16 protein-coding genes are annotated in these 16,340 nt (G+C 67.3%); 8 read left to right on the forward strand and 8 right to left on the reverse strand.

Annotated features, from left to right (window positions below; genetic code table 11):
* Nucleotides 1-19: 19 nt before the first annotated feature.
* Together VNS22_RS16000 and VNS22_RS16005 are read right to left on the reverse strand one after the other, a co-directional pair.
* A complete protein-coding gene (locus tag VNS22_RS16000) occupies nt 20-1,456 on the reverse strand; it encodes an NAD(P)/FAD-dependent oxidoreductase (RefSeq protein ID WP_325734123.1) in 1,437 nt (478 codons plus the stop codon).
* On the reverse strand, nt 1,453-2,451 hold the full coding sequence (locus tag VNS22_RS16005) for a LysR family transcriptional regulator (protein WP_325734125.1): 999 nt from the start codon (nt 2,449-2,451) through the stop codon (nt 1,453-1,455). The genes VNS22_RS16000 and VNS22_RS16005 overlap by 4 nt, the downstream gene beginning before the upstream one ends.
* 178 nt (nt 2,452-2,629) lie before the next feature.
* Here VNS22_RS16005 and VNS22_RS16010 point away from each other — a divergent pair, with 178 nt between their 5' ends.
* From VNS22_RS16010 to VNS22_RS16045, 8 genes are all read left to right on the forward strand, one after another.
* Nucleotides 2,630-3,739 carry a PLP-dependent cysteine synthase family protein gene (locus tag VNS22_RS16010; protein WP_349261812.1) on the forward strand — a complete coding sequence of 370 codons (1,110 nt, stop codon included), beginning with the start codon at nt 2,630-2,632 and terminating at the stop codon, nt 3,737-3,739.
* Nucleotides 3,736-4,215, forward strand: a complete 480-nt coding sequence (locus tag VNS22_RS16015; protein ID WP_325734129.1) for a hypothetical protein — start codon at nt 3,736-3,738, stop codon at nt 4,213-4,215. Before VNS22_RS16010 ends, VNS22_RS16015 begins: the two co-directional genes overlap by 4 nt.
* Nucleotides 4,212-4,793 (forward strand): peroxidase-related enzyme, encoded by a 582-nt coding sequence (locus VNS22_RS16020; protein ID WP_325734131.1) that lies wholly within the window; start codon nt 4,212-4,214, stop codon nt 4,791-4,793. The genes VNS22_RS16015 and VNS22_RS16020 overlap by 4 nt, the downstream gene beginning before the upstream one ends.
* A gap of 307 nt (nt 4,794-5,100) precedes the next feature.
* The gene (locus VNS22_RS16025; protein WP_325734133.1) at nt 5,101-6,174 is read left to right on the forward strand and encodes an NAD/NADP octopine/nopaline dehydrogenase family protein; all 1,074 of its coding nucleotides are present in this window, start codon (nt 5,101-5,103) and stop codon (nt 6,172-6,174) included.
* A 47-nt stretch (nt 6,175-6,221) separates the two neighbouring features.
* Nucleotides 6,222-7,328, forward strand: coding sequence for an ABC transporter substrate-binding protein (locus tag VNS22_RS16030; protein ID WP_325734135.1), 1,107 nt, complete (start codon nt 6,222-6,224; stop codon nt 7,326-7,328).
* A gap of 94 nt (nt 7,329-7,422) precedes the next feature.
* Nucleotides 7,423-8,412: an ABC transporter permease gene (locus VNS22_RS16035; protein ID WP_325734137.1), complete on the forward strand. Its 990-nt coding sequence runs from the start codon at nt 7,423-7,425 to the stop codon at nt 8,410-8,412.
* Complete coding sequence (locus VNS22_RS16040) at nt 8,409-9,197, forward strand: ABC transporter permease (RefSeq protein WP_325734139.1); 789 nt, start codon at nt 8,409-8,411, stop codon at nt 9,195-9,197. Before VNS22_RS16035 ends, VNS22_RS16040 begins: the two co-directional genes overlap by 4 nt.
* Complete coding sequence (locus tag VNS22_RS16045) at nt 9,197-10,273, forward strand: ABC transporter ATP-binding protein (protein WP_325734140.1); 1,077 nt, start codon at nt 9,197-9,199, stop codon at nt 10,271-10,273. Before VNS22_RS16040 ends, VNS22_RS16045 begins: the two co-directional genes overlap by 1 nt.
* Before the next feature lie 42 nt (nt 10,274-10,315).
* Here the strand turns inward: VNS22_RS16045 and VNS22_RS16050 are convergent, their stop codons facing one another.
* The 6 genes from VNS22_RS16050 to VNS22_RS16075 all read right to left on the reverse strand — a co-directional run bounded on the left by VNS22_RS16050 (nt 10,316) and on the right by VNS22_RS16075 (nt 16,335).
* Nucleotides 10,316-11,101 (reverse strand): inositol monophosphatase, encoded by a 786-nt coding sequence (locus tag VNS22_RS16050; protein ID WP_325734141.1) that lies wholly within the window; start codon nt 11,099-11,101, stop codon nt 10,316-10,318.
* Nucleotides 11,098-11,928 carry a phosphodiesterase gene (locus VNS22_RS16055; protein WP_325734143.1) on the reverse strand — a complete coding sequence of 277 codons (831 nt, stop codon included), beginning with the start codon at nt 11,926-11,928 and terminating at the stop codon, nt 11,098-11,100. The genes VNS22_RS16050 and VNS22_RS16055 overlap by 4 nt, the downstream gene beginning before the upstream one ends.
* 53 nt (nt 11,929-11,981) lie before the next feature.
* Nucleotides 11,982-13,265 carry an ABC transporter substrate-binding protein gene (locus VNS22_RS16060; RefSeq protein ID WP_325734145.1) on the reverse strand — a complete coding sequence of 428 codons (1,284 nt, stop codon included), beginning with the start codon at nt 13,263-13,265 and terminating at the stop codon, nt 11,982-11,984.
* Nucleotides 13,266-13,329: 64 nt separating this feature from the next.
* Nucleotides 13,330-14,166 (reverse strand): carbohydrate ABC transporter permease, encoded by an 837-nt coding sequence (locus VNS22_RS16065; RefSeq protein ID WP_325734147.1) that lies wholly within the window; start codon nt 14,164-14,166, stop codon nt 13,330-13,332.
* 48 nt (nt 14,167-14,214) lie between these two features.
* Nucleotides 14,215-15,135 carry a sugar ABC transporter permease gene (locus VNS22_RS16070; protein ID WP_325734149.1) on the reverse strand — a complete coding sequence of 307 codons (921 nt, stop codon included), beginning with the start codon at nt 15,133-15,135 and terminating at the stop codon, nt 14,215-14,217.
* Nucleotides 15,136-16,335: an ABC transporter ATP-binding protein gene (locus VNS22_RS16075; protein WP_325734151.1), complete on the reverse strand. Its 1,200-nt coding sequence runs from the start codon at nt 16,333-16,335 to the stop codon at nt 15,136-15,138.
* Between the last annotated feature and the right edge of the window lie 5 nt (nt 16,336-16,340).

A 16,340-nucleotide genomic window follows, 5' to 3' on the forward strand; every position in this document is an offset into this window, starting at 1 on the left:
GTTGCCGGGCCTTCGTCCGTCAGCCGGCATCCACCCACTCGTCGCCCAAGAGCTCCGGCGTGTCGAACGCCATCAGGCTTTCGAAGTGCCGCTCCCGGTCAGCCACGAACAGGGCGCGGGCGATGCCCCTGGCCAGCCGGTCCGCCCCTTCGCTGACCGCCGGGATGTCGCCGCTCAATTTGCCGTGGCTCATCGTGGCCGGATAGTTGAAGCAGTGCAGGCGTGCCAGGGCAGGCGCACTGCCCGGAACCTTCTCCTGGAACTCGAAGGCAGGGCCCAAGTCCGGTGAATAGGCCAGTTCGGCATGGTGCATGCCCGGGCCGTCGAACCGGTCGCGCCACAGCCGGATATGCGGTGCGAACTCCGCCAGTTCCGGCCGCCGCTCCAGATCGACTGAGAACCCGGTGCCGGCGATCAGGAAGTCCAGCTCGTAGCTGGCCCTGGGTGTCCGAACCCGAAGGCGGCCATCCTCGACCGTCACTTCCTCCAGCGGGCTCGCCAGGTGGAAGAACGCGTTCGGGTGGCGGGAAACCCGCAGCACGCTGTCGCGCGGTGGCGGGGTCTGGGTAGTCAGCACGTGATCCAGGAACTTCGCCTTCCACGCGTCCGGCAGGCCGGCGAAGCCGTGCACTACGCCGGGACTGCCGATGCCGGTGAACTTGTTGATCCGCGGCAGGTCGGCACGGCGGACGAAGACATCGACCCGCGCCGCCCCCGCCTCCAGCGCGGCCGCGGCATTGTCGACCGCCGAGGCGCCGGCACCCACCACGCCCACTGCCTTGTCGGCCAGCGCGGCAAAGTCGATTGCTTCGGCGGAATGGGCCCAGAAGCGCCGGTCCAATCGTGCGATCGTCTCCGGGACATAAGGCCCGCCCAGCCCGTCGCGGCCGGTTGCCAGCACGACATGGCGCGCATAAGCGGTCCGGCTGTGCCCGTCCCGCTCCAGGGTCAGCGCGAAGAGCTCGTCCCCTTCACTGCGGATCGAGCGCACCTCGACGCCGTTCTCGACCGGCAGTTCCAGCACCCGGCGGTACCAGACCAGATATTCCATCCATTGAGTGCGCGGGATCTTGCCGAGAGCATCCCAGGCAGCCCGCCCGAACTGGCTCTCGTACCAGGCACGGAAGGTGAGTGCCGGCAGGCCCAGCGCCGGGCCGGTCAGTTGCTTGGGCGAGCGCAGCGTCTCCATCCGGGCGAAGGTGATCCAGGGGCCCTCCCCCCCGGCCGGGGCGCGATCGAGGATGGTGACGTTGGCGATGCCCAGGCGCTTGAGCATGGCGGTGGCGGCAAGTCCGCACATGCCGCCGCCGATGACCACTACGTCGAGCACGGGATGGCCATGGTGGGTCTTGGGCGGCACCCAGGACTTGGCCGGCAGCTCCAGCCAGGCCAGGTCCTGGCGCAGCCTCGCCTCCAGCGTCGCCAGGCCAGAGGGAGGTGCCGCTTCAATAGTCATTGCCCGTCATCCTCGTCGCCGGCTGGCGGCCGGTCCAATGCCAGCCGGCTGGGCTCGCCGGCGATTTCGTCCCAACTGCCCTGGCGAAAGCCCGGTAGCAGTGTGATGGCCGCCGTAGCCAGTGCTGCCACCAGATGTTCGACCGCCGGCGCCACCGGCCGGCCGAGCGGCAGCACCACGCCCCATAGGAACGGGATCTCGACGTCCAGCGGGCGGATCACCACGCCGTCCAGGGGTGCGCCCAGTGCAGTCACCGGCTCGACGATCCCGATCCCGCCGCCTGCCCGGATCAGCGCCAATGCCGTGGAACTCGCATTGGTGGCGGTAACGGCGGCAGGCACGGTGCCAGATGCGGCGAGCGCCTGATCGATCCGGCGGCGCAGCCGATAGGGATTGGCCATCGAGACCAGCCGACGCCCGGCAAAGTCCCGGATCGCGACCCGGGGCCTGGCCGCGAGCGGATCGTCCGCGGCGAGTGCCGCCACGCAGGGCACCCGCCCGCACCAGCGCACCTCCACGCCCGGATGGTCGACCGGCAGGCTCGCCAGCCCCAGATCGGCGCTGCGCGACAGGATGGCGCGGACCACCTGTTCGGCGGACGCCGCCTGAAGATGGACCTGCGCGGGCAGCAGGGTCGGATCCAGACGCGCCAGCGCCAGGGGCACCAGACCGGAGGCTAGGGCCGGGATCGCCGCGATCTCGATCGCCCGGGGCATGCCTGCGGCGATCGCTTGTGCCCGCTCGTGTAGATGGCGCAGGCCGAACAGCATCCGCTCGGCCTCCTCGTGGAACCGGACGCCGAACTCGGTCGGTGCGATCCGCGGGCCGTTGCGGCTGAACAGAGCGAGTCCCAGCGAGGCCTCGAGCTCTTGGATCGCCCGGGTCACGGCTGGTTGGGAACGCTGCAGCAGTCGTGCGGCAGCGGTGATGCTGCCTGCCGACATCACCGCGACGAACGCTTCGAGCTGCCCTGGATCGACCGCTGGAGAATGCATGTTTTGAATTAATGCTGTTGCATTATGCTGATCAAGCATGAAGATGGCAGGACCGGGTGTGAGGAGATCCGCGATGACGGCGGGTGTCGCCGCGATTGCGGCGGACGATGTGGCGTTGGCCGGACATGAGTGGTGTCAGGCGGGCGCCGCCGAAGACGACCGGGACGAGCGCGCCTGGATGGACCGGGCGGTGGCGCTGATCGACGCTGACCAGCGGCGCTCGGCCGATACCCACCTGCTCAGGCTCGATACCGGGCTGGCCGGCATCGATCTCTACCTGAAGGACGAATCGACCCACCCGACCGGCAGCCTCAAGCACCGGCTCGCCCGCTCGCTGTTCCTCTACGGCCTGTGCAACCGCAAGATCCGGCCCGGCCGCCCGGTGGTTGAGGCTTCCTCCGGCTCGACCGCGGTGTCCGAAGCCTATTTCGCCCGCATGATCGGCGTGCCGTTCTATGCGGTCGTCCCGCAGACGACCTCCTGCGACAAGATCGCGGCGATCGAGCATCACGGCGGCATCTGCCACTTCGTGGGCGGCTCGGCGTCCATCTATGACGAGGCCGCGGCGCTGGCCCGGCGCCTGGGCGGCCACTATCTCGACCAGTTCACGTTCGCGGAGCGCGCTACCGACTGGCGCGGCAACAACAACATCGCCGAATCGATCTTCGGGCAGATGCGGCTGGAGCCCCACCCGGTCCCGGCCTGGATCGTGACCAGTGCCGGCACCGGCGGCACCACTGCCACCATCGGCCGCTATATCGGCCTGAAGCGCCACCCCACCCGCCTGCTCTGCGCCGATCCCGAATTCTCCGCCTTCTTCGACGGCTATCGCTCGGGCGATGCCGGTGCCACCTGCGCGCGTCCCTCCACCATCGAGGGCATCGGCCGGCCGCGGGTCGAGCCGTCCTTCATCCCCGAGGTGGTGGACGAAATGGTCAAGGTGCCGGATGCCGCGTCCCTGGGTGCGATGCGGGTGCTCTCGCGCCGGCTCGGCCGCAGGGTCGGCGGCTCCACCGGCACCAACTTCTTCGCCCTGTGCTGGAAAGCAGCCCGGATGCGGCAGCAGGGCCGGACCGGCTCGCTCGTCTCGCTGATCTGCGATGCGGGCGAGCGCTACAGCAAGACCTACTACTGCCAGGATTGGCTGGCGGAACGCTGCCTCGACACCTCCGGCTTCGAGGCCATCATCGAGCGTTTCCTGGACGGCGGTGCTTTCGCGTATGAACCGGTCGCCGCCCGGCACGCCACGGGCGGCTTCAGCCGACAGACTCCGGATCCGATCGCATGACCACCATCGAGAACCTGCTCGGTGCCGATGCCACCCTGGGCACGCTGCTCGACCAGCGCCGCACCATCATGGAACTGACCGAAGCCAGCGGCACCGCCGTCCTGACGCCGCGCGAGCCGGGCGGCCTGCCCCATGGCCTGCGCGCCGCGATCGCGCTGCGCGTCGCCGCTGCCGTCCAGGACGAGGAGCTGATGGCGCACTACCGGGAGAGGCTCGAAGCCTGCCCGGGCGGCGTGGGCTTCGCCGCGTTCGCCCTGCCCGGGACCATGCCCGAGGATGCCCGGCTGGCCGCGATCCTGCGCCACGCCGACCTGCTGACCGCCGAGCCCCGGCAGGCCACCCGGGGCGATATCGAGGCGCTCCAGGCCGCCGGAGTCACCGAGCCCGACATCGTGCGCCTGGCTGAGCTCTGTGCCTTCCTCGCCTACCAGGCGCGGCTGCTGACGGGCCTCCGACTGCTGAGGAATGCACGATGAGCGAGGTCGTCCACACGTTCACCGCCGAGATCCCGGTCTGGCGCCCCTATGTCACCCCGGTCGACCTGGCCCAGGCAACCGAGGAGCAGCGGGACGCGCTGAAGGTCACGCCATCCAACACCAAGGTGTCGGACTATGTGCTGGTGCTGGCGCACGATCCCGAATCGCTGAGCCACCGCACGCCTCTGTTCAATGCCATCATGTATGGCACCGGCGGCCTGTCCCGGGCGGAGCGCGAGCTGGGCGCCATCGGTGCCTCGGTGGTCAACCGCTGCATCTACTGTGCGGCTGTCCATGCCAGCCGCTACAACCAGTTGACCAAGTCCACCGCACTGGTGGAGGAGGTGTTCCGCGCCGAGGCGGACGCCCGCCTGCCGGCCCGCGAGCAGGCCATCTACGACTTCGCCGTGAAGCTCTCGCGCTGCCCGCCCGAGGCGGGTGCCACCGACATCGAGCGGCTGCGCGCCGCGGGTCTGAGCGAGCTGGAAATCCTCGACCTGGTACTGGCCATCGCGATCTTCAGCTGGGCCAACCGGCTGATGCACACGCTTGGCGAGCCCGTTACCGGGTCAGACTGAGAGGTGAGGACGCCATGTGGCAACATGGCAGAGCAAATGCTTGTGGAGATGCGATGCAGTAGGCGGCAGCGATAGTTTATCTGACCCATATCTTGAGAAATATTGAATCACATGGCTTTCCGATGCTGTCGGAAAGAAACTGTTTCTACACGTCGATTCAAGTCGATCCTTTCGAGCGGCCAACGGATGCCAGCCGTCCTTTTGTTGACGACTTGTCGCACCGGCGTTACGATTTTTCGTCAGGCCGGTCCGGCAGGAAGCCGGCCGCCACGAGTTCCGGCACCCAACAGACATCGAGGTTCGTTTCATGCAGGTGGCTATTCTCGGCGCAGGAGCGATCGCCTATGGGACCGCTGCCCTGCTCCGCAGCCATGGCCACAGCGTGCGCCTCTGGTCGCCGTCGGGGCAGCGCGGCCGGGCGCTGGAGACCGGTCCGCTGCTCGCCAAGGGTGCCCTGGAAGGCCGGTTCGAGGTCGGGGTCGCCAAGAGCTGCGCGGACGTCCTGGACGGCGCCGAGGTGGCGATCGTGGCCCTGCCCGCCAATGGCCATCGCGCCGTGATCGAGGCGGCCGCACCGCATCTGCGGGCCGGCCAGACGGTGATCTTCTCCTCGCACGCCTCGTTCGGCGCACTCTATCTGGACCGGCTGCTGACCGATCGCGGCGTCCGCCTGCCGATCGTCGTCTGGGGCACCACGGTCGTCACCGGTCGCCAGCCGCAGGACGACACGGTGACGGTCAACACGGTCCGTTCCAAGGTCGACATCGCCACCCTGCCGGCAACGCATGGCGAACAGGGCCTGGCCCTGTGCCAGGCCCTGTTCGGCGACCGCTTCGTCCTGCGCGACGGGCTGCTGGCGATAGCACTGAGCAACCTCAATCCCCAGAACCATCTGGGGATCGCGATGTTCAACCTGACCCGGATGGAGCGCGGCGAGACCTGGGGCCAGGGCGAGAACGTCACCCCGCTGGTGGGCCGCCTCCTGGAGCAGCTCGACCTGGAGCGCCTGGCGATCGCCGAGGCGCTGGGCCTGTCGGTGCGCACGATCTTCGAGCATTTCCACCTTTCCTTCCACGTGCCGGTCGCCAGCATCTCGGAGATGAACCAGCAGATGCATGCCGAAGGGCGCGGGGGCTTCGGCCCCACCACGGCGCAGAGCCGCTACGTGCTGGAGGACGTCCCGTTCGGCCTGGTGCCGACCGCTCTGCTCGGCCGGCTGGTCGGCAGGCCGGCGAAGCTGCACGAGGCCGGCATCACTCTCCTGTCCGCCGCCTATGGCCGCGACTTCAAGGAAGACAACGACCTCCTGCCGGTCAGCGGCATCGAAGGCCGCGGGATCGACGAACTGGTGCGTCTGTGCCGGGAAGGATCGGCCGCCTGATTCTCGCCGTCAGTCTCTGAGCGTCATTTTCTGGAAGGAAACGCGGTATGCAGAAGCTTCTGACCCCTCGCCGGACGATCCTGAAGGGCGCTGGCCTCGCGGCTGGCGCGCTCGCGATGCCCAACATCATCCGCAGCGCCCGCGCTCAGGAGAAGGTGGTCAACGTCTGGACCTATGCGAACTTCATCCCGGACGACTTCAAGGCGAAGTTCGAGAACGACACCGGCATCCGGATCCAGATCCGCCTGGTCGACGACCAGGGCAAGGCGTTCAACCTGCTCACCGCCGAGCAGCCCAACCCCAGCGTCGACATCCTGACCATCGCCGGGCACCGCTTCAGCCAGTTCATCACCTCGGGCCTCCTGGAGGCGATCGACACCGACCGGCTGAGCAACTGGAACATCGTCAACCCGGTCTATCGCGACAGCGACTGGATCGTGATCGACGGCAAGAAGTGGGGCGTGCCGATCCTGGCCGGTGCGGAGGGCTTGGCCTACAACACCGAGGTGGTGACGCCCGAGGAAGCCGAGAGTTGGGACGTGATGTTCGATCCCAAGTACGAAGGCCAGACCGCCTACATCATCCAGGACTTCATGTCCGTGACCATGCTCTATCTCGGCTACGACGGGAACATGGTCGAGTACAAGGACGACCCGGAGAAGGCCAAGGCGGTGGTCGCCGAGGCGCGCGACTTCCTGATCAAGCACAAGGGCCAGGTCCGCAAGTTCTACGATGCGGGCGCCGAGGTGCAGCAGATGTTCATCAACCAGGACATCGTGCTGGCCCAGGCCTGGTCCGGCCCGATCTCCAAGCTGATCATGGACGGCTTCCCGGTGGCGCTGACCATCCCGAAGCCCGGCAGCTACGGCTTCGTCTACAATTTCAACATCGCCAAGAACGCGCCCAACGCCGACAACGCCTACCAGCTCCTGAACGCAATCCTGGGCTCCCCCGAGGTCGGCACGGCGATGACCCGCTCGTCCGGCTATCTCTCGACCATCGACGGTGCCGCCGACGGCCTGAACGACCTCGAGCGCCGCGCCTCCTCGCTGAGCCAGGAGGAACTGTCGCGCCTGACCTTCTTCAACACCGAGGCGGACCAGCTGAAATACAGCCTGGTCGATCCCGCGGTCGAAGAAATCAAGGCCGCCTGACGTTCACTCGATAGCGGGCCGGCGCTAAAGGATCGGCCGCACCGGCCTGCCCGTCCCCGCGACGGGCGGGCCTTTTCCCCAGCAAGGACGGCCCATGGCCACGACCAGCGAGCGTACCGGGAACGACGCTGCCCTCATCCGGCCCCAGGACGGCACCCGCGGCTTCTGGACGCGCCTGACCGCCAACCCGGCCTACCGCCAAGCCAGCGACCTGCTGCTGTCCTCGGACCGCCGTCGGTTCTGGCTCCTGGCCGTGCCGGCCCTGATCTGGATGTTCGGGACCCATCTCGGGCCGATCCTGACCATGATCCGGATCAGCTTCATGGACTCCTACCCGCCCACCGCGGGTCGCATCCCGGAGATGACGCTGGAGAACTACCTGCTGTTCTTCCAGGCGCCGAACTACATCACCCCGTTCGTGCGGACCTTCGTCTACTCGACCTGCTACACGCTGCTAACGCTCCTGCTGATGTACCCGATCGCCTATTTCCTGGCGAAGAAGCTCCGCCCCGGCCGGCAGATGCTGTTCCTCCTGCTGCTGCTGGTCCCCTTCTGGGTCGGCGAGATCGTGCGCACCTATGCGATCATGATCCTCCTGGGCAATCGGGGCTTCCTCAACATCGTGCTGATGGGGCTGGGCCTGACCAGCCGGCCGATCCCGTTCATGTATACCGGCTTCTCGCTCGGCATGGGCCTGGTCTACCTGACCTCGCTCTACATGCTGCTGCCGCTCTACGCGTCCCTAGAGAAGATCCCGCGCAACTATCTGGAAGCCGCCGCCGACCTCGGCGCCGGATCCTGGACGCGTTTTCGCCGGGTCACCCTGCCCCTGTCCAAGGACGGGATCGCGTCGGGCTGCGTGCTCGTCTTCCTGATCTCGACCGGCTACTACGCCACCCCGGTCCTGCTGGGCGGGCCCAGTACCACCGTGTTCGCCGAGACGATCGCCGGGTTCTTCCACGTCGCCGGCGATAAATGGCCGGAAGGTGCCGCCTTCTCGACCATCATGCTGCTGGCCTCGCTGGTCACGGTCGGCCTGTTCCTCCGGCTGCTCGGCCGGCGCCGCGGGAACCTGCTCGGATGATGCGCCCCAGCCAGATCGCACTCACCACCTTCTACTGGGCGTTCATCGTCTACCTGTTCCTGCCCCTGGCTCTGATGGTGGTCATGGGCTTCAAGGACAGCAACTTCATCGGCTTCCCGATCAATGCCTGGACCACGCGCTGGTACGTCCAGGTCTTCCAGGATACCGCGGTCCTCCATGCCTTCGGCTACACCCTGCTGATCGCGATCGCATCCACCCTGCTCTCGCTGGTCATCGGCATCTGGTGCGCGGTGTTCCTGGGACCGGCCAGGTTCTGGGGGCGGGCCCTGGTGTTCGCCGTCATGTGCCTGCCCGCGGTCATCCCGGGCGTGATCTCGGCCATCTCGATGCGGATCTTCATCCGCGCGATCGGCATGGAGCCCGGCACCGGTGCCATCATCCTGGGCCTCACCATCCACAACGTGCCGTTCGTGGCGCTGATGGTGCTCTCGCGCCTGGGCGCCATGCCGCGCAGCCAGGTCGAGGCCGCGCGTGACCTGGGTGCCGACAGCCTGGTCGCATTTCTGCGGGTCACCCTGCCCTTCCTGTTTCCTTCCCTCCTGGGAGCCTCGATCTTCTGCATGCTGCTCAGCTTCGACGACTTCGTGCGCGCCTTCTTCCTGGGCGGCTACCAGCCGACCCTGCCGGTGCTGATCTTCGCCGAGCTGCGCTCGGGCATGTCGCCCGCCATCAACGCAATCTCCACCGTGGTCCTGGTCGTGACCGCAGCACTCGGTCTGTGGGCGGAACGCGGCACCCGCCGGCTCAAGGGAACCAGACGCTGATGCACCGCCAGAGCACAATCGCGCGCTTCACCGACGTCACCAAGCGCTTCGGCAAGAACGTGGCGGTCGACCGCCTCGACCTGGACATCACCCAGGGCGAGTTCGTCACCCTGCTGGGGCCGTCGGGCTGCGGCAAGTCCACCACGCTGCGCATGCTGGGCGGCTTCGAGATGCCCGATGAGGGCCGCATCCTGCTGGCCGGCGAGGACGTCACCCGCCTGCCGCCCAACCGGCGCGACGTGAACATGGTCTTCCAGGACTATGCCCTGTTCCCGCACATGACCGTGGCGGGCAACGTCGCCTTCGGCCTGGAGCTGCAGGGCCATGGCCGTACTGCGATCGACGCGCGCGTCAGCGAGCTTCTGGAGCTGGTCCAGCTCGGCAGCTTCCGCGACCGGATGCCGGACCAGCTCTCCGGCGGCCAGCGGCAGCGCGTGGCGCTGGCCAGGGCCCTTGCCCGCGAGCCCAAGCTGCTCCTGCTCGACGAGCCTCTCGGTGCTCTCGACGCCAAGCTGCGTGGCCAGGTCCAGATCGAGCTGAAGGCCCTGCAGCAGCGCACCGGCAAGACCTTCCTGTTCGTCACCCACGACCAGGAAGAGGCGCTGACCATGTCCGACCGGATCATCGTGATGAATGCCGGGCGGATCGAGCAGGACGGCACACCGGAGGAACTCTACCACCGGCCGCGCAGCCGGTTCGTCGCCGACTTCATCGGCGAGACCAATTTGTTCGCCTGCCAGGTCCGGGGCAGCGAGAACGGGCAGATCGTGCTGGACTGGAACGGCATCCTCCTGCACGCCGCCGCCGGGTCGCCGGATGGCCGCACCGCCGTCGAGGCGGCGCTCCGACCGGAAAGCATCCGGCTCACCACCGGCCGGCCCGATCAGGCGAACGCGCTGCAGATGCGGATCGTGCGCCGCGTCTTCAAAGGCAGCCGGATCGACCTCGACCTGGAGGCCCAGGACGGCGATGCCCGGCTGAAGGCATCCGCCGATCCCGCCGCCATCGAGGATCTTGCCGGCGACAAGGTCTGGGCATCGTGGGATCCCGGCCGCCTGGCGATCCTGCAGGGCTGAACCGGCGACTCCGCGGAGGATGGTTCGATGGAGCCGCCGGCCTCAGCAGCCGCGCAGGCAGTCCAGCAGTTCGTCGTGGATCAGGCCGTTGGTCGCGACCTTCTCGAGGTCGGCATCCAGCACGTCGCGATCGCCGAGCGTCGTCACCCGGCCGCCGGCGGCGCGCACGAGGGGGATGGCGGCGGCATAGGAGACGATGTCGGACTTGATCGACACGACGCCGTCCAGCTGGCCGGCCGCGACCAGCGTCAGCTCCAAGCCGGCCGAGCAGATGACGCGGACGCCGCGCGCGGTGTCGCCGAGCCGCCGGACGATCTCGACCGACCGCGCCACCTCCTCCGGGCTGAAGCTCGACGTCAGGACGACCGAGATCACCGCATCGGAGAGCTGGCGCACCGGGGAGACCTGCGCCGGTGCGTCATTGACGGTGGCGATGCCGCCTTCGGCGTAGCGGGCGATGATGCCGGCCGTCGGCGCATGCAGCAGCCCGACCCGGGTCCGCTCGTCCGCCTGATACGCCATGGTCACCGAGAACCAGGGCAGGCCTGCGGCGTAGTTGATCGTGCCGTCCAGGGGATCGATGATCCAGGTGCCGCCCTGTCCATCGATGGTCCCCATCTCCTCCGACATGATCGTCGCGTCCGGGGAGATCTCGCGCAGCCCGTCCACGACGATGCGCTCCGCGGCCAGGTCGGCTGCGGTGACGACGTCGCGCCGCTCCTTGCGGGTGACGTCCAGGCTCGAGCCCTGCATGGCGACAAGGGTTTCGGCCGCGTGCCGGGCGACCGGCTCCGCCCGCTGCAGGAGCTCGGTGGCGGACGGGCTCATGGGCGTGCTCCGGACGACTCGGCGGATGGAGGATACTCGCGGGCAGTGCCGAACGCGCCGACCGGGACGAGATGGCTGACCATCCCCGTCTCCGGCTGCCAGGCGTGGATCGCGTAGGCCGGCGGCTCCTCATTGAAGCGGGTAGGCGCGCCAGGCTGCAGGTTGAGCGCCACCGGGAGTCCCAGGCCCGGCGTCACGAACCCGACCGTGCCCGCCCAGCGGACCGTGATCGGGCGATGATAATGCCCGGACACCACCCGCTCGACTTCCGGATGGCACCGGATCAGCTCCGCCAGGCCCGGGCTCGTCCGGCACATGATCGAATCCATGCCGGTGATACCGGTCAGGAATGGCGGATGATGCATGAAGATCAGCGTGGGTCGGCCGGCACCTTCACGCAGGCGCTCCGCCAGCCAAGCTTCGCGCGCATGGCAGAGCTCGCCCCCGTCCTCGCCATCGGCCACGGTGTCCAGCCCGATGAGCCGGACCGGGAACTCCTCCACCACGTAGTGCAGGAAGTCCCCGCAGTCCCGGAGATAGCCGTACCGGCCGGCCAGGCATTCGCGCAGCATCTCGCGGCGGTCGTGGTTGCCGGGCAGGACGAAGACCGGCATGGGCAGGCGGCCGAGATTCTCGGCCACCTGCTCGTACTCCTCCGGCAGGCCGCGATCGGTGAGGTCGCCGGTGACCAGCACGCAGTCCGGCGCCGGATCGGATGCCAGGAGCATGTCGACCGCGCGGCGTAGCCTCGCCGCGGTGTCGAGGCCGCCATAGGACAGCTCGCCTCTCGGCCGGGCATGGAGGTCGGTCAGCTGGGCGATGATCATGCGAAAGGCATCCGTCCGGTCGATACGGTCATGCGTGGCTGGTCTGGCGGCGCTCAGTCGATGAGCGCCTGGGTCTCGGTGACGAGCTGCTGGAGCGCATCCTCCGGGGTCAGGTTGCCGCGCATGTAGTTGTTGATGATGTCGCGCTGGGCGCGCCACAGCCGCACCGCGTTGCCGCGATGGCCGCCGAACCGCCGGGAGCGGTCCATCTGCTCCGAGATCGTCTTGAAGTTCGGGTTGGCCTCGTAGAACGGGCCCAGATAGTCCGGGCCGAGGGCGCGCCTGTTGGTCGGCATGTAGCCGCTCAGCTCGACCACCAGGGTCTGCGCCTCCGGGCCGGTCGCGAACTTGATGAACTCCCAGGCCGCCTTCTGCTCGGCCTCGTCCTGGCTCAGGATGACGGCGAGGTTGCCGCCGGTGGGCACGCCGCCGGTTTCCTTGTTGTCCACAGGGAAGGTCGCCGAGCCCAGCTCGAACTTGCCCTGGCTCATGTCGGTCATCTGGCGCATCAGGGCAGGCGATTCGAAGTAGATGCCGATCTTGCCGGCCTGGAAGAGCTGGCGGGACTGCTCCCGCTCGATGAGCATCATGCCCCCGTCGTCCACCAGCCGCCGGAAGACCTCCAACGCGCGGCGACCTTCCTCACCGCCAAAGGCGACCTTGTTGTTCTCGTCGACCATGCGGCCGCCCTGCTGCAGGATCATCGCTTCCCACAGCCACGGATCCGGCCAGCCCTGGACATCGTAGGAGATGCCGGTGGCATCGCCTTCCAGGTCGTTGATGCGCTTGGCCAGATCCAGCAGCTCGTTCCAGGTGGACGGCATGTTGTCGGGGTCGCCGCCAGCCGCCTTCACCAAGTCCCGGTTGTAATACATGATCGGCGAGGAGGCGTTGAATGGCACGCCATACTGCTTGCCGTTGACCTTGCCGAGCGCCAGCAGCGTCTCCGAATAGTTCTCGGCTCGCCACTCCGCCGGCTCGGCATCGAAGAGGGGTCCAAGATCAATGATCTGGCCGCGCTTTTCCAGCGTGTCGGCGAGTTCGCGCATCAGATGGAAGCCGGAATAATAGATGTCCGGCAGCTGGTTGGTGATCGCCTGCCGCAGCATCAGCTGGTGGCCCTCGTCATAGTCGGGCACCGGGGCGCGGAACTCGATCTTGATGTCGGGGTGCTGCTCCTGGAACTTCTGGGCGATCGGCTCGTGGAAGCGGGCGAACGACGGGAAGGCATAGAGCACTTCCAGCGTGACCTCCGCGCGGGCGGCACCACCCGAGAAGCCCAGAACCCCGGCAATGACAGCCACCGAGGCCAACGACGCCCAAGATCTCATCGACATGAGGACTCCTCCCTTTGCGTGCACCGCTCATGCGGTGTCTTTGTTACAACTTGTCGATATCCGCTCACTTCACGCCGGTCATGGTGATGCCCTGGATGAACCGACGGCGAGCGAACAGGAAGGCAATCACCAAAGGCGCGGTCAGGATCGTGGCCGCGGCCATCAGCGCGCCGTAATTGGTCCCACTCTCGGCATTGGCGAAGAACAGCATCCCGAGCGGCGGGGTCGCAAGCTTGCTGTCGCTGATCACGATCAGCGGCCAGTACAAGTCGTTCCAGTGGGCCACGATCGAGAACACCGAGAAGGCGGCGATCGCCGGCCAGGCGCTGGGTGTCACGATCCGCCAGACGATCTCGAATTCGCTCATCCCGTCCAGCCGCGCGGCATGGATGATGTCATCCGGGAAGCTGCGGAAGAACTGGCGGAACAGAAAGATGGCAAACACCGACAGGAAGAACGGGACCATCATCGAGAAATAGGTGTTGAGCAGGCCCAGATAGGCCAAGCCGATATAGATCGGCAGGGCCGGTACCTGGACGGGGATGCACAGGCCGAGCAGGACCAGGGTCATGAGGAGGTTGCGACCTGGAAAGCGCAGTTTGGCCAGAGCATAGGCACACGGGATCGAGGTCAGGAGCTGGACCACCAGGATCCCGGCGCAGACGATCACGCCGTTCAGCGCGAAGCGCAGCAGCGGCGCGTTCTCCAGCGCGAAGCGGTAATTCTCCACACCATAGAAGCGGTCCGGCAGGATCTGCAGCTGTGTGGTGAACAGTTCCTCCGGCGGCTTGATCGAGGTGGCCAGCATCCAGACGAATGGCAGGAGGATGAAGGCGGCACCGATCAGCAGGGCACCGTGGACCAGGAACAGGGTGACGAAGCGGCGTATTGGAGCGCTCATGGCTGGCCTATCCCGGCTCCCTGAAGTTGCGATGTCGGGCACGGCACGTCAGTAATGTACCCGCTTGTCGAGGACGAAGGTCTGGATGACTGCGAAGATCAGGATGAACACCAGGAAGATCAGCGTCAGGACCGACGCATAAGACGAATTGAAATACTGGAAGCCTTCCAGGTAGATCGCGTAGAGCAGCACCTCGGTCGAGCCCATGGGCCCGCCCTTGGTCATGGCGACGACCGTGTCGAACACCTTGAAGGAGGTGATCGAGCTGGTGACGATCACGAACATGGTCGTAGGGCCGAGCAGCGGCCAGGTGACGGTCAGGAACCGATCGATGGGACTGCCGCAGCCGTCGATGTCGGCCGCCTCGTACAGATCCCTCGGGATCGCCGAGAGCCCGGCCAGGAACAGGATCATGTTGAAGCCGACCAGCTGCCAGATGCCGATCACCGCCAGCGTCGGCAGGGCAAAGGCCGGGTCGCTCAGGAACATCACCGGCTGGAAGCCCATACGCTGGAGCAGGGCGTTGACCGGCCCCAGCCCCGGATGCAGCACGATCTGCCAGACCGCTGCCATTGCCACGATGGTCGTGGTGATCGGCAGGAAATAGACGATCTCGTAGAACGGGCGCGAGCCCAGCCGCCCGTGGATCAGGACGGCCGCGAACAGGCCCAGCACCACCGACCCGGGCAGCACGATCGCCACATAGATCAGGGTGTTGGTGACGGCGCGGCGGAACACCGGATCGCCCAGCGCCTTGGCGAAATTGTCGAGCCCGACAAAGCTCAGGTCGACCGCACCCATCTGGTAGTCGGTGAAGCTGAGCAGGGCCAGCACGCCCAATGGCACGATGTTGAGCAGCAGCAGCAGAACGCAGACCGGGAAGACGAAGCCGCAGCCGATCAGCTTCTCGATGAGCACCTGCCGGCGAGGCATCGGGCGCGATGCGGAGGTGGCGACAGTGCTGGCCATCTATCCTGCCCTTCCCGCCTGGACGAGCGCCACTTCTGGCGGCACGGCGCGGCTTTCCGATCGGGAGACCTCGACGCGGTTGCCGTCGGCATCGAACACATGGCAGGCCTGCGGATCGAAGCTTAGCTCGGCCGCACCGTCCACGGCCACCGGAGCCTGTGCTCCGGCGAGGCGCACGATCACCGTGGCCGTTGGGAGGCGGTCCAGGTGGAAGTGCAGGATCTGCTCCGGCCCGAGCAGCTCCCGGCGGCGCAGATGGGCCTGCAGGGACACCCGGGCGGCGGGATCGCCCCCGCCGGTTACCCGGATCGCCTCGGGCCGGATACCGACGGCAACCGCCGAGCCCGCCGGCAGCCGCGTCGAGACCGGCAGCTTCTGGCCCAGCAGCTCGACCGTCCCGTCCGACTCGACCAGGCCCGGCAGGATGTTGATCGCCGGGCTGCCGATGAACTGGGCGACGCGGATGCTGGCCGGCCGCTCATAGAGCTCCGAGGGCGTGCCGAGCTGTGCTACTTGGCCGCCATCCATCATGGCGATGCGGTCGGACATCGACATCGCCTCGACCTGGTCGTGGGTCACGTAGATGAAGGTGGCGCCGATCCGCTGGTGCAGTTCGGCGAGTTCCGTACGCATATGGACGCGGAGCTCCGCGTCGAGGTTGGAGAGCGGCTCGTCCATCAGGAAGGCCGCCGGGTCGCGGACCATGGCACGGCCCAGTGCCACGCGCTGGCGCTGACCGCCCGAGAGCTGGGCCGGACGGCGCTGCAGGAGCGGCCCGATCTTCAGCTGGCTGGCAACCGCCTGAACCTCGGCGTCGATCTGCTGCATGACCGTCCGGCGCCGCGGCGACAGCAGGCGAAGGAGCGGAATGCGCTCGTACAGGTGCAGCCGCGCCATGGTCAGCGGCAGCGCCATGTTCCCGTAGGCGGTCATGTGCGGGTAGAGCGCATAGGACTGGAAGACCATGGCGATCCGCCGCTCATGCGGGCGCAGATGGTCGATGGGGGCGCCATCGATGCGGATGCTGCCGCTGGTCTGCTGCTCCAGGCCCGCGATGATGCGGATCAGCGTGGTCTTGCCGCAGCCGGATGGCCCGACGAGGGTCAGGAACTCCCCGTCCTTGATCGACAGGTTCACGTCCGTCAGGACACGCGTGGCGCCAAACGACTTGGTGATACCCTGTAATTCGACCTGCGCCATGCAGA

Origin of the sequence: Geminicoccus sp. (assembly GCF_035556675.1) — a bacterium.
Lineage (GTDB): Bacteria > Pseudomonadota > Alphaproteobacteria > Geminicoccales > Geminicoccaceae > Geminicoccus.

Coding starts and splice junctions, on each gene's coding strand:
- VNS22_RS16000 (WP_325734123.1), bottom strand. CDS start 1,456: ATGACTATTGAAGCGGCACCTCCCTCTGGCCTGGCGACGCTGGAGGCG.
- VNS22_RS16005 (WP_325734125.1), bottom strand. CDS start 2,451: ATGCATTCTCCAGCGGTCGATCCAGGGCAGCTCGAAGCGTTCGTCGCG.
- VNS22_RS16010 (WP_349261812.1), top strand. CDS start 2,630: ATGGACCGGGCGGTGGCGCTGATCGACGCTGACCAGCGGCGCTCGGCC.
- VNS22_RS16015 (WP_325734129.1), top strand. CDS start 3,736: ATGACCACCATCGAGAACCTGCTCGGTGCCGATGCCACCCTGGGCACG.
- VNS22_RS16020 (WP_325734131.1), top strand. CDS start 4,212: ATGAGCGAGGTCGTCCACACGTTCACCGCCGAGATCCCGGTCTGGCGC.
- VNS22_RS16025 (WP_325734133.1), top strand. CDS start 5,101: ATGCAGGTGGCTATTCTCGGCGCAGGAGCGATCGCCTATGGGACCGCT.
- VNS22_RS16030 (WP_325734135.1), top strand. CDS start 6,222: ATGCAGAAGCTTCTGACCCCTCGCCGGACGATCCTGAAGGGCGCTGGC.
- VNS22_RS16035 (WP_325734137.1), top strand. CDS start 7,423: ATGGCCACGACCAGCGAGCGTACCGGGAACGACGCTGCCCTCATCCGG.
- VNS22_RS16040 (WP_325734139.1), top strand. CDS start 8,409: ATGATGCGCCCCAGCCAGATCGCACTCACCACCTTCTACTGGGCGTTC.
- VNS22_RS16045 (WP_325734140.1), top strand. CDS start 9,197: ATGCACCGCCAGAGCACAATCGCGCGCTTCACCGACGTCACCAAGCGC.
- VNS22_RS16050 (WP_325734141.1), bottom strand. CDS start 11,101: ATGAGCCCGTCCGCCACCGAGCTCCTGCAGCGGGCGGAGCCGGTCGCC.
- VNS22_RS16055 (WP_325734143.1), bottom strand. CDS start 11,928: ATGATCATCGCCCAGCTGACCGACCTCCATGCCCGGCCGAGAGGCGAG.
- VNS22_RS16060 (WP_325734145.1), bottom strand. CDS start 13,265: ATGTCGATGAGATCTTGGGCGTCGTTGGCCTCGGTGGCTGTCATTGCC.
- VNS22_RS16065 (WP_325734147.1), bottom strand. CDS start 14,166: ATGAGCGCTCCAATACGCCGCTTCGTCACCCTGTTCCTGGTCCACGGT.
- VNS22_RS16070 (WP_325734149.1), bottom strand. CDS start 15,135: ATGGCCAGCACTGTCGCCACCTCCGCATCGCGCCCGATGCCTCGCCGG.
- VNS22_RS16075 (WP_325734151.1), bottom strand. CDS start 16,335: ATGGCGCAGGTCGAATTACAGGGTATCACCAAGTCGTTTGGCGCCACG.